General features: G+C 62.6%; 13 protein-coding genes. 1 reads left to right on the top strand and 12 read right to left on the bottom strand.

The window, feature by feature from the left end; genetic code table 11:
* From E5W87_RS10620 to rimP, 4 genes are all read right to left on the bottom strand, one after another.
* Positions 1-1,327: translation initiation factor IF-2 N-terminal domain-containing protein (locus E5W87_RS10620; protein WP_292396761.1), on the bottom strand; the 1,327-nt coding region annotated here is incomplete at its 3' end.
* Positions 1,324-1,974, bottom strand: a complete 651-nt coding sequence (locus E5W87_RS10615) for an RNA-binding protein (protein ID WP_292396759.1) — start codon at positions 1,972-1,974, stop codon at positions 1,324-1,326. The genes E5W87_RS10620 and E5W87_RS10615, both read right to left, overlap by 4 nt.
* 38 nt (positions 1,975-2,012) lie before the next feature.
* The gene (gene nusA / locus E5W87_RS10610) at positions 2,013-3,608 is read right to left on the bottom strand and encodes a transcription termination factor NusA (RefSeq protein WP_128243336.1); all 1,596 of its coding nucleotides are present in this window, start codon (positions 3,606-3,608) and stop codon (positions 2,013-2,015) included.
* 48 nt (positions 3,609-3,656) lie between these two features.
* The gene (gene rimP / locus E5W87_RS10605) at positions 3,657-4,298 is read right to left on the bottom strand and encodes a ribosome maturation factor RimP (protein WP_292396757.1); all 642 of its coding nucleotides are present in this window, start codon (positions 4,296-4,298) and stop codon (positions 3,657-3,659) included.
* A gap of 298 nt (positions 4,299-4,596) precedes the next feature.
* On the opposite strand from rimP, the gene E5W87_RS10600 reads away from it, so the two are divergent.
* Positions 4,597-4,761: a hypothetical protein gene (locus E5W87_RS10600; protein WP_292396755.1), complete on the top strand. Its 165-nt coding sequence runs from the start codon at positions 4,597-4,599 to the stop codon at positions 4,759-4,761.
* 79 nt (positions 4,762-4,840) lie between these two features.
* Here the strand turns inward: E5W87_RS10600 and E5W87_RS10595 are convergent, their stop codons facing one another.
* The 8 genes from E5W87_RS10595 to E5W87_RS10560 form a co-directional block, all read right to left on the bottom strand.
* Positions 4,841-5,542: a tRNA (guanosine(46)-N(7))-methyltransferase TrmB gene (locus E5W87_RS10595; protein WP_292396753.1), complete on the bottom strand. Its 702-nt coding sequence runs from the start codon at positions 5,540-5,542 to the stop codon at positions 4,841-4,843.
* Positions 5,543-5,567: 25 nt separating this feature from the next.
* Positions 5,568-6,857: a methionine adenosyltransferase gene (gene metK, locus E5W87_RS10590; protein WP_292396751.1), complete on the bottom strand. Its 1,290-nt coding sequence runs from the start codon at positions 6,855-6,857 to the stop codon at positions 5,568-5,570.
* Positions 6,858-7,210: 353 nt separating this feature from the next.
* Positions 7,211-7,630 carry a helix-turn-helix transcriptional regulator gene (locus tag E5W87_RS10585; RefSeq protein ID WP_292396793.1) on the bottom strand — a complete coding sequence of 140 codons (420 nt, stop codon included), beginning with the start codon at positions 7,628-7,630 and terminating at the stop codon, positions 7,211-7,213.
* A 137-nt stretch (positions 7,631-7,767) separates the two neighbouring features.
* Entirely contained in the window at positions 7,768-9,360 is a 1,593-nt protein-coding gene (gene lnt, locus E5W87_RS10580) for an apolipoprotein N-acyltransferase (protein ID WP_292396749.1), read from the bottom strand.
* Positions 9,361-9,595: 235 nt separating this feature from the next.
* Positions 9,596-10,033 (bottom strand): nuclear transport factor 2 family protein, encoded by a 438-nt coding sequence (locus E5W87_RS10575; protein WP_292396746.1) that lies wholly within the window; start codon positions 10,031-10,033, stop codon positions 9,596-9,598.
* A 259-nt stretch (positions 10,034-10,292) separates the two neighbouring features.
* Positions 10,293-11,366, bottom strand: coding sequence for a hemolysin family protein (locus tag E5W87_RS10570; RefSeq protein ID WP_095487854.1), 1,074 nt, complete (start codon positions 11,364-11,366; stop codon positions 10,293-10,295).
* A 27-nt stretch (positions 11,367-11,393) separates the two neighbouring features.
* Entirely contained in the window at positions 11,394-11,900 is a 507-nt protein-coding gene (ybeY, locus tag E5W87_RS10565) for an rRNA maturation RNase YbeY (RefSeq protein WP_292396744.1), read from the bottom strand.
* 17 nt (positions 11,901-11,917) lie between these two features.
* Positions 11,918-12,363, bottom strand: a 446-nt coding sequence (locus tag E5W87_RS10560) for a PhoH family protein (protein ID WP_292396742.1), incomplete at its 5' end; no start/stop codon positions are given.

The following is a 12,363-nucleotide window of genomic DNA, read 5'->3' as shown; positions in this document are numbered from 1 at the left end:
TCTGCGGCATCACGCTGTCGTCGGCCGCCACCACGAGGATGGCGATGTCTGTCGCCTGGGCGCCACGGGCGCGCATCGCCGTGAAGGCGGCGTGGCCGGGCGTATCGATGAAGGTGATCTTGTGACCGTTCTTCTCGACCTGATAGGCGCCGATATGCTGGGTGATGCCGCCGGCCTCGCCGGACACGACATTGGCATTGCGGATGGCATCGAGCAGCGACGTCTTGCCGTGATCGACATGGCCCATGATCGTTACCACCGGCGGCCGCGATTCCAGATCTTCTGGGCGATCGGCGATGTTGAACAGGCCTTCTTCGATGTCGGACTCGGCGACGCGGCGAACCGTGTGGCCGAATTCGGTGGCGACCAGCTCGGCCGTATCGGCGTCGATGACGTCGCCCGGCTTCAGGATCTGGCCCTGTTTCATGAAGAACTTGACCACATCGACGGCGCGCTCGGACATGCGCTGCGCCAGTTCCTGGATGGTGATGGTTTCGGGCAGTATCACTTCGCGCATGACTTTCTCGCGCGGTTCGTTATGCAGCGCGCGCTTGAATTTCTCCTGGCGCCGACGCATCGACGACAGCGAACGCGCACGCGCATCCTCATCGGAAAGTGCGGCATTCAGCGTCAGCTTGCCGCGGCGGCGATCTTCCTCGCCCTTGGTCGGCTTGGCCGGACGCGCCACTTCGGGCGTGACCGGACGGCGCACCGGGGCACCGGCGCCGGTCCGCTTCGGCTTGATGTCCTCATCGTCGACTGTCGCCAGTTCGGCGGCAAGCGGCGCGCGGCGACGCGCCTCTTCCTCGGCACGCCGGCGAGACTCGGCCTCGGCCTGCAGCCTTGCTTCTTCCTCGGCCTGGCGGCGCGCGGATTCCTCGCGCTCGCGACGGCGCCGCTCTTCATCCTCGGCGCGGCGCTTGGCCTCGTCGATGGCGCGCTGGCGATCCTCGACGTCACGCACCTTCGAACCCTCAAGGGCCCGGCGGCGCGCCTCCATCTCATTGCGCGACAATTCGTTCAGAACCATGCCGCCGCGTTCGACAGGCGGCGGAGGCGGCGGCGCCTTGGGCGCTTCCTGCACAACGGGCGCTGCCGCGACCGGCGGCTTCGGCGTGAAGACGGACACAGCGGCAGCAGCCGGCTCCGGCTTGTCGCCGGGCAGCGAGAACTTGCGCTTCTTGGTCTCGACCACGACCGCCTTGGTGCGGCCATGCGAGAAGCTCTGGCGCACGGTGCCCTGTTCCGTACCGGGGCGCTTCAGCGTCAAGGTCTTCTTCGGCGTCACACTCAACGTCTTGTCGTCGCCCGATTTCGTATCGCTCATTCCATATCCTCTGCGGCATCATCTTCGTCAGCAACGGCCGCAAGCATTGCCAGATCGTCCGGGGAACCGCCCCGATACCGGTCGAGCGCAACCATGCGCTTCTGGACCGCCCTGCCCGCGTCTCCCGCGAGAACGGCAGCATGTATCACATTTGTACCCCCCAATGCCAAGCTCAACTCGGCCTCGGAGAAAAGTTTGTAGGCAAGGATGGCGGGGCCACCAAGATGGACGGTTGCCCGTCGCGCCTGGCTAATCTTGCGGACGCCGTCATCTGACGCCTCGGTCGCATGCAACACGAAAAGCGCCAGCCCACCACGCACCGCGCTCTCAACCTTGGTGGCGCCGAGCGCGATCGCGCCTGCCTTGCGGGCAAGACCGAGCATGCCCAGAGCGTATCTGGAAAGCAGCCCGTCGACCATGCCGCCGAGATCGGTCGGCACGGTCACCTGCGCCTTGAAGGCGCGAGCGAACAGGTTTTTCGCTGCCGCCTTGTCGATATGTAGGCGGTCGGCCGTCACCCAGCAACCGCGGCCGGGCAGGTTTTTCTTGATATCCGGAACGACGGCCGAATCCGGGCCGATGACGAAACGGATCAGTTCATCCGGTTCGGCCTGTCTGCGCGTGACGATGCAAGTGCGATCGTTCATCTCGTCCAAGGGCGGGTTGTGTGCGATGCGGTTTCACCTCACGCACCAACGGCTTCGTCAGCCGGCACGTCTTCGGCTGCAAGCTCGTCTTCGGTGATCCAGCCGGCCTTGAGGCGGGCAGCCAGAACCATCTGCTCGGCATCGGCGCGCGACACACCGTGACTGGCGAGCACACCCGGGAAAACCTTCGTCTCGCCGTCCTTGCGTTCCTTCCAGCCGGTCAGGTCATCGGCCGCATAGCCGGCGAAATCCTCGATCGTCTTCACGCCGTCCTCGCCGAGCGTCACCATCATGGCGGTGGTCACGCCAGGGATCTCACGCAGCTCGTCCTCGACGCCCAGCGCCTTGCGCTTCTCGTCATGCTCGGCTTCGATCTTCTCCAGATACTCGCGGGCGCGGGCCTGGATTTCCGACGCGGTGTCCTCGTCGAAGCCGTCGATCGACGCGATCTCGTCGGCATCGACATAGGCGACTTCCTCGACGCTGGTAAAGCCTTCGGAGGCGAGCACCTGGCCGACCATCTCGTCGACGTTGAGCGCATCCATGAACAGCGCCGAGCGTTCGACGAACTCCTTCTGGCGGCGCTCGCTCTCTTCCTGCTCGGTCAGGATGTCGATATCCCAGCCGGTGAGCTGCGAGGCAAGCCGGACGTTCTGGCCACGGCGGCCGATGGCCAGCGACAGCTGGTCGTCCGGCACCACGACCTCGATGCGTTCGGCGTCCTCGTCGAGCACGACCTTGGCGACTTCCGCCGGCTGCAGCGCATTGACGATGAAGGAAGCGGCCGAAGGCGACCACGGAATGATGTCGATCTTCTCGCCCTGCAATTCGCCGACCACCGCCTGAACGCGGCTGCCGCGCATGCCGACGCAGGCGCCGACCGGATCGATGGAACTGTCCCGCGAGATGACGGCGATCTTGGCACGCGAACCCGGATCGCGGGCGACCGACTTGATCTCGATGATGCCGTCGTAGATTTCCGGCACTTCCATGGTGAACAGCTTCGCCATGAACTGCGGATGGGTGCGCGACAGGAAGATCTGCGGACCGCGCTGCTCGCGGCGCACGTCATAGACATAGGCGCGGACGCGGTCGCCATATTTGTAGTTTTCGCGCGGGATCAGCTCGTCACGGCGGATGATCGCCTCGCCGCGGCCGAGATCGACGATGACGTTGCCGTATTCGACGCGCTTGACGGTGCCGTTGACGATCTCGCCGATGCGGTCCTTGTATTCGTCATACTGGCGGTCACGCTCGGCCTCGCGCACCTTCTGCACGATGACCTGCTTGGCCGACTGCGCCGCGATGCGGCCGAAATCCATCGGCGGCAGCTGTTCGGCAATGAAATCGCCGAGCTGGGCGTCGGGATTGCGCTCGCGCGCCGAGGAAATGGCGATCTGCGTCGCATAGTCGTCAACTTTCTCGACCACTTCCATCAGCCGCTGCAGCTTCATCTCGCCGGTGTTCGGATTGATGTCGGCGCGGATGTTGGTTTCCTGGCCATAGCGCGAGCGCGCAGCCTTCTGGATCGCATCGGCCATGGCGGCGATGACGATCGACTTGTCGATCGACTTTTCACGCGCGACCGCGTCGGCGATCTGCAGCAGTTCAAGCCTGTTGGCGCTTACAACCATCTTTTTTCTCCCGAGCTTGTTGCCGAGCCTTTGCGCCCGGCAGCCCAATCACATTTCCTGTTCGGTTTCATCTTCCGCGCCCGCTACGCCCTCTGGCGCGTCTTCGGGTTCGCCGCGGCGCTTCTTGGCTTCCTTGCGCGCCCTGTTGTCCTTCGACAGTGCGTCGCGGATAAGGTCGTCGGTCAGGATCAGCCGCGCTTCGGCAATCGCATCATAGGGCACGCGCACCGTCGGCTCCTCGCCATAGGCCGCCTTGTCGCGCTCGATCAGCACGCCGTCCGCGTCGCTCTCGGCGATCTTGCCCTTGAAGCGCTTGCGGTCGGCGACAAGGACCGAGGTTTCCATCTTCACCAGGTGGCCCGTCCAGGTCACGAAATCCGACTTGCGGACCAGCGGCCGGTCGATACCCGGCGACGACACTTCGAGATGATACGCCTTTTCGATCGGATCATCGACATCGAGGGCCGGCGACACCGCCCGGCTGACCTCTTCGCAATCCTCGACGGTCATGGTGCCGTCCTCGCGCTCGGCCATGATCTGCAGCGTCAGCCCGTTCTGGCCCGTCAGATGCACCCTGACAAGGCGAAAGCCGATGGCACGCAGCACCGGCTGCACGATCAGCGCGACGCGAGCATCGATGCCGCTTTCGCGGATGATGCGGTCGTCGCTGTCGGTTGCCGTTGCAGTCATTCTATTCCTGTCGCTTCATTGGCGGTCGGAAGGTAACAAAAAAGAGCGGGACCGGGTGGACCCACTCTTCGTCATACCGACCAAGAATTTGAGCTTGATATAGACGATCGCGGCCGTCGTTTCAAGCCCGGATGCGGGGCCCGGATGCGGGTAGGACAAAAGTGCCGGAGGCGGCAGCGTTGCGTGGGACGCATGGCGGCCATGCGGCAACGTCCCTGTGACATCGGGCAACACGCGCCTATCTATGTTGCGCTGCACAAATTCAATCACGTATCGCAGCGGGCGAAAGGGCATAATCATGACCAACCGCAAGGTTTTCTCGGCCATCGGCGATTTCTTCACCGTGTTCGGCAGCGCCGTCGCCGCGTCGCAGGCCGTCGAAGCCGGCCGCAAGCCGCGTGCGCGCGATCTGCGCAATCTCGGCGTCGATCCGGCCGCCTTCGACAAGATCGGCCGCTTCTAGGACCGGAGACGCAGGGACGAGGACATCTTAGTCCTCGTCGACGGCAAAGCGCGCGGTGCGCGCTGCTTAACTTGGTCGCCTATCTTCGAACGAAAGTAAGATAGGCCGGCCGCCGTCCTTCGCGAATGGCCTTCGCTTCGTAGCGCGTACCCGGCCACCCCTCATAGGGTCGATGCCAGTCGGCTGCCTCTTCAGCCTGCCATTCAAACGCATCATGCGCCCGGCAGTGCAGCAGCGTCCAGTTCACATAGCTATCGATATCGGACGCAAAGCGGAATTTTCCGCCTGACTTCAGGATGCGCGCGAAACGGTCGAGATTGACCGGACTGACGAAACGGCGCTTCCAGTGTTTCTTCTTCGGCCAGGGATCGGGATAGAGCAGGTCGATGCCGTCGAGCGAGGCTTGCGGGAGCCAGTCGAGCAGGCGGGTAGCGTCGTCGTCATAGACCCGAAGATTGGCAAGCGGCCGTTCCCTGACCGCCATCATCATCTTGGCCATGCCGTTGACGAAAGGCTCGACGCCGACAAAACCGGTCTCAGGAGCTGCCGTCGCCCGATGCAGCAGATGCTCGCCGCCACCGAAACCAATTTCGAGCTGGATGGCGCAGACATCGGCTTGGAACAGGCTGCGCAGCTCGGCCGGCGGTCCGGCCGTCAGATCGAGCCGGTAGGTGCGGAAGCCGCTTTCCAGTGCCGCCGCCTGCTGCGGACGGATGGCCTTGCCGCGCCGGCGACCGAAAAATGCTTCGGTCGCACGGCTTGGCCGGTCTTTCGGATCCATGTCTTTGGATCTATGGACGCCGCAGCTAGGCCGCGACTGCTTCGGCGGGCGCTTCGGCGAGTGCATCCTTGAGCGCCTTGGCGAGGTCGGTCTTTTCCCAGGAGAAGGACCCGTCGCGGCCGGCCTTGCGGCCGAAATGGCCATAAGACGACGTCTTGGCGTAAATCGGCTTGTTGAGATCGAGGTGACGGCGAATGCCGGACGGCGACAGGTCCATCACGGTGCGCAGCGCCTGCTCGAGCTTCGCCTCATCAACTTTGCCGGTGCCATGCAGGTCGACATAGACCGACAGCGGCTGGGCGACGCCAATGGCATAGGAAAGCTGGATGGTGCAGCGATCGGCGAGCTTGGCCGCCACCACGTTCTTGGCGAGGTAGCGTGCCGCATAGGCCGCGGAACGGTCGACCTTGGTGGTGTCCTTGCCGGAAAAAGCACCGCCACCGTGAGGCGCAGCACCACCGTAAGTATCGACGATGATCTTGCGGCCGGTCAGGCCGGCGTCGCCGTCGGGTCCGCCGATGACGAACTTGCCCGTCGGGTTGATGTACCAGTTGCAGCTGTCGGCGATCTTCAACTCGCCCAGCGCCTCGCGGATATAAGGTTCGACGACGCTGCGGACCTTCTTCGAATCCCAGCTGGCGTCGAGATGCTGGGTGGACAGCACAATCTGCGTCACTTCCGCCGCCTTGCCGTCGACATAGCGGACGGTGACTTGGCTCTTGGCGTCCGGCCCGAGCCGGCCGGCGTCGCCGTTGCCCTCATGGCGCGCGGTGGCCAGCAGTTCGAGGATCTTATGGCTGTAGTAGATCGGCGCCGGCATCAGATCCGGTGTCTCGCGGCAGGCATAGCCGAACATGATGCCCTGGTCGCCGGCCCCTTCCTCGCCTTGCCGGTCGGAGGCATTGTCGACGCCCTGGCCGATATCCGGGGACTGGCCGTGCAGCAGAACCTCGATCTTTGCCGTCTTCCAGTGGAAACCGGCCTGTTCATAGCCGATTTCGCGGATCGCCTTGCGGGCGGCCGACTTGAACTTCGCCGGATTGACGAGCGGATGACCGGCGGCATCCATCAGGATGTTGCCGGCCTTGTCCTTCTTGAGCAGGGTCTCGGGGACGCGCACCTCGCCGGCAATGACGACGCGATTCGTGGTCGCCAGCGTTTCGCAGGCGACGCGGACCTTCCAGGGGTCCATGCCGGTCTTTCTGGCCTCGCGATAGACCAGATCGACGATCTCGTCGGAGATACGATCGCAAACTTTGTCGGGATGACCCTCGCCAACGGATTCCGAGGTGAATAGATAGTTTTGCCGCGTCACGGGTGTCCCCTCTTGAAAAAATATCGGCACGCTGCCGATTGGCGCGCCACGTGTTAGCTGTGCCGGGCGGCGCTCGTCAAGCGGCGCGGCCATTCTGGCATAAAAATCGCGCTTTTATCTTGCACCACTGTGACCGGCGGCAGGATGCCGCCAGCGAGCTTAGCTCCAACACGTTGGATGAAAAGCAACTTTGAGTATGGGCGTCGAGCAAAATCGATTTCCTCTCCGGCCTGCCTACAGGATGTAAATTCCGCGATCAGCGAGAACGCGAGAATTTGCCTGCCCGGCTACGACATCCCTCGCCGGCTTTTAAACTGCCTGGCAACTCAATCAGCGCAAATCAATCGGCCCAGTCAATCGACCTCGTCGGTTGAAAGGGCCTTCACCAGCTCGATGACCTTGCGGCGTATCTTCACGTCGGCGATCTTGACGAAGGCCCGGTTGAGTTGAAGACCTTCAGGACTGCCGCAGAATTCGACGGCAAAAGCCATTGACGGATCTTCGGCAAATCCTCGGTTGCCCACGGCCTCCTGGCCCGGCGCGTCCTCGAAAAAGAAAGCGACAGGAACACCGAGTATCGAGGCTATTGCCTGCAAACGGCTGGCGCCGACGCGATTGGTACCCTTCTCGTATTTCTGTATCTGCTGAAACGTTATGCCGAGGTTCTCGCCCAGCTTCTCCTGGCTCATTCCCAACATGTTGCGGCGAAGCCTGATGCGACTTCCGACATGGATGTCGATAGGATTCGGCTTCTTCTTGTTCTCTTCTGTCATTTTTTCCTCGCCGAATTTTTCCGGCTTTGTGTTTTTTTCTGCCCAAACGAAGCCGGCGGCCACTGCCCCAACAGAACGACGTACCGACTTCGAGAAATATCAGGCGGTTACAGTATGAGTTTCTAATGTGTCGACTGTCAATTCACCCGTAGCCTTTGCCTTACATTCAAGGTGAAGGCGGCCAGACCAAACAGCAACATGATCAGCAGTCCGTTAATGCGTCTTTGGCTGGAAGAAATGATGGCTTGGTTGGAAATCGGCACATGGACATCGATGGCTCCGCGTGCGTCGATCGCCAACGCATCGAGGATGCGTCCGCGCGGATCGACTACAGCGGAGATGCCGTTATTGGCTGCGCGCAACAAGGGCACCCCGTTCTCCACGGCGCGAATCTGCGCCTGCCTGAAATGCTGGTATGGACCCGGCGTGTCACCGAACCACGCGTCGTTCGTGACATTCACAATAAGCCCAGCTGACGTAGCGTCAATCGCCACCAGATCGGGAAAGATCACTTCATAGCAAATGAACGGAAGCGCGCGGACGCCGCCGGGCAGAGCGATCGGATGCCGCTCATTGCCCGCCGCGTAGGTCATCGGCCCGGCGACGAGCTGTTTGAGCCCGACGCGGCCAAGCAGGTCGGCAAAAGGCAGATATTCGCCGAAGGGCACCAGATGAACCTTGTCGACGGCATCGACGATTTCACCCTTGTCGTCGATCGCCACCACCGAATTGTAGTACCGCCTGTCGGCATTTGCCGCCGAGCCGCCTTCCTCCCGGACAACACCGGCGATCAGCATCTGACCGTCGCCAAGCATCTCGCCCAGCGCGGTCAGCGCATCGGGACGCTGGGCGAAAAAAAACGGCACGGAGGTCTCCGGCCACAGGATCAACTGCGGCTTGTCATGGCCAGTCTCCGCCGCCTTGGCCGAAAGTCCCATCAGCGTGGCGAAGATCCGGTCGGGCACCGAAGCGTCCCACTTCTCGCTGAGGTCGACGGCCGGCTGCACGATGCGGACATCGATTGCGCGGGTTGCGGGCTCGGCCTTGGCAGCAAGCCTGATATAGCCGAAGCCGACATGGGCCGCGACGAGACCGACAAGCAGTGCACCTCCAAGGCGGACATGCCGGCGCGCCGCAAGCAGGGCCGGCAACGCAAAGACGAAAACCGTCAGCGTGTTCATGCCGACCATACCGGTCACCGACACGCTCTGCATCAGTAAGGGCACCGGCATCGCCGCGTAGCCGACGGCATTCCAGGGAAAGCCGGTGAACAGAAAGTCGCGCAGCCATTCCGCCAGGGCAAAGCCAAAGGCAAGGGCAGCGATGCGGCCGATGTCGTTGCTCCACAGCAACCGGGCAACCGCGGTCGCGAAGCCGTAGAAAAAAGCGAGCGCCAGCGGAATTCCGACCACTGCGAAGGGAAGCGCCCAGGCGAAACTGTCGGCCTCGACCAGAAGTGCCGTGCCTATCCACCACAGGCCGGCGAGAAAATAGCCGAAGCCGAACCACCAGCCGATGGCGAAAGCAGGCCGCAAACGCCGGATCCAGCCATCGGAGGCTTCGCCGGTCGCGCCGTCGAGGAGCCAGACCAGCAGCGGGAACGAAACGAAACAGACGGCGAAGAAATCGTACGGCGCCTGGGCAAGAACCGCCAGCGCCCCGGCAAGAAACGCCACAAGCGCGCGGCGCCAGCCCCACAGCAGAATTATCCGGCCGGCCAGGCGCTTCATCGATGCTTCCGAGTCGTGCGAATCACGCAGCAAGATTTATCAGGCCGCAGTCCACGCTCCAAACGGCCACCAGTCAGCGTGCCGGATTGAATTTCGGCTCGCGACTCCTTGCGGACGTCCGATGCTACGAGCCCGATGACGCGGGCCAACCTTCGCCGAGAACTGAATGAAGAATAGCCGCGTTGCCGCAGCAACGGTTTGCGATATCGACCGCTTCCCCAAACCACAACCGCGCCTATCGGCGGAGTACCGAATTGGCCGGCTGAGCCGTCGTTATCGGATCGGCATGACGATGCACAATCTTCCAGAGACCATCTTCTGGGCGAAAGACGCTCGTCACGCGTAACGCAAGAGGCGTGACATCGCTCCGACCGCCTACCTTGGACCTGAGCCGCTCTACTTCGACGAGGTATGCCAGCTCAGACGTCACACATGTCGCTATGTTCTCGAAGCCGGTAGCGTCGCCGTCCCTATAATTCGATGCCGCTTGCTCCATCGTCTCAACGACCTGCTTCCGTCCATGCGCGAAAGGGCCAAAGGGATTGCCCAGTGTTACATCATCTCGTTGAGAGAAGAGCATCTTCGCAGGCGCGGGGTTTCCTTTCATGAACTCATCAAGAGCGAGGTGGTATTTTTCAACTGCTTGAGCGAAATCATTAGCGTCGAGGGACATGTCATCCACCCTGTCATTTTATTTTCTGATCCGGACTGGCGACTCCCGCAGGTGTCCGCGCCGCGAGGCATTCCCTGACTGCGGTGCAGTGCAGGTCGGCTTGGTCAGTATAGCACGGCGCGGGACAAGTTTTCGCTACAGCGTGTTGAGACGGCTCGGCAAATGGCCGCTTGCCACCCATGCAGAAGTTCGCCGGATCAGAGCCCAAGGTTGAGTGCTTGAACGGACCGTCGACAGCCATCGGGCGAGGCGGCGTCTTTCAAGCCTGCTCGGCGCGCACCGCGCGTCGGCGGCGCTCGCCCTTTTGGGTCTCCACGATACGCACGCGCTTGACGCGGCGCGGATCGGCATCGAGCACAAGGAATTCGAAACCAGGTATGGCCTGCACCACTTCGCCGCGGGCCGGGACACGGCCAAGCGTGTTGAAGATCATGCCGCCGATCGTATCGACATATTCGCCATGCTCCCCAGCGGCGAAATCCTCGCCGATCATCTTGGTGACTTCGTCGATCTCGGCCTTGCCATCGACGACGAACACGCCCTCGCCGGTCTGGGTGATCATCGGCTCGTCCTCGTCATGCTCGTCCTCGATGTCGCCGACCACCATCTCGACGATATCCTCGAGCGAGGCCAGACCATCGGTGCCGCCATATTCGTCGATGACCAGCGCCATCTGGGTGCGCATCGCCTGCATCCGCCCCATGAGATCGGAGGCGAGCATCGACGGCGGCACGAAAAGCACCGGGCGGATCAGGTTCAGGTCGCCGATGGTGCGCGCGAGATCGACCTTGGCAAGATCGAGAAGCGTGGTGGCGGCGGCTTTCCTGGTCGTCCTGCCCTTCCTGACGCGGGCGATCTTGGTGATGTGAGCGAGCACGTCGCGGATGTGGACCATGCCGCGTGGGTCGTCGAGCGTCTCCGAATAGACCGGCATGCGGGAATGGCCGGACTGCTCGAACAGTCCCAGAAGATCGCCGAGGTTCGTCGTGATCTCGACCGCTTCGATGTCGGCGCGCGGCACCATGACGTCCTCGACGCGCACCTCGCGCAAGCGCAGGATGTTGTTGAGCATGGCCCGTTCGCCGGGTGAAAAGGCGCCGGCATCGCTCGCGGTTTCGGCAAGCGCGTCGGCGATCTCCTCACGCAGGCTGGTGCCGTTGCGTTGCCTGAACAGGCCGAGCACGCGATCGAACAGAGAAGGACCGGCAGGCGATGGCTCGCTGGCGAAGCTGCCGGTCGTGGTACTCGGACTAGAGCCCTCTTCCGTCTGTTCGGATGGCTTGGTCGCACTGCCGGCGTCTGGGCGGGCGGCAGTCTCTGGTTTGTCGTTCATCGTCGTCCGGTCATTTGATCTTTTTAGTTACGCGTAGGGATCGGGAATGGCAAGCCTCGCAAGTGCTGCGCGTTCGACAGCTTCCATTACCTCGGCCTCGACGTCGGTCTCGTGATCGTAGCCCAGCAAATGCAGCAGGCCGTGAATGACGAGATGGGTGATATGGTTGTCGATAGGCTTGTCTTCCAGTGTGGCTTCCCGCACGACCGTCTCGGCGGCCAACACGATGTCGCCCAGCATGGGCGGCAGCGGACCGCTCTTGGCGAGCGGAAAAGCCGGGAAAGACAGGACGTTGGTCGGTTTGTCCTTGCCGCGCCAGCCGGCATTGAGGCTGCGGATATGGGCATCGTCAGAAAAGACGATGCTGAGCTCGGAACGGCCGGCCACGCCGGTTTCGGCAAACGCAGCGGCAACGGCGCGATCGACCAGCCGCGTCAGCGCGGCCTCATCCGGCCAGTCGCCCGCTTCGACCGCTATGTCGATATCGACGGGAACCGGAAGATCCCCGCCTACAGACTTTTTGTCCTCAGCCATATGGCCGTATCTTCACATCAGCCTTCGGTGCCCAGGCCCCGGGCCAGCTTGCCGTCGCGGTCGTAGGCCTTGACGATCTCGGCGACCAGCGGGTGCCTGACGACGTCGCCTTCGTTGAAGCGCACCGTCACCATGCCGGTGACGCCGTCGAGGATCCTGAGCGCTTCGACCAGGCCGGATTTGGTGTTTTGCGGCAGGTCGATCTGGGTCGGATCGCCGGTGACGATCATGCGCGAGTTCTCGCCGAGGCGAGTCAGGAACATCTTCATCTGCATCGGCGTGGTGTTCTGCGCCTCATCGAGGATGACGGCGGCATGCGCCAGCGTGCGGCCTCGCATGAAGGCCAGCGGCGCGATCTCGATCACTTCGGCGGCAATTGCCCGCTCGACCTTGTCGGCCGGCATCATGTCGTAAAGCGCGTCGTAGAGCGGCCGCAGATAGGGATCGACCTTCTCCTTCATGT

The organism is Mesorhizobium sp. (assembly GCF_004962925.1).
Taxonomy (GTDB): Bacteria; Pseudomonadota; Alphaproteobacteria; order Rhizobiales; family Rhizobiaceae; genus Mesorhizobium.
The sequence above is the reverse complement of the archived record's forward strand: the minus strand, read 5'-3'. Positions and strand labels throughout refer to the sequence as shown.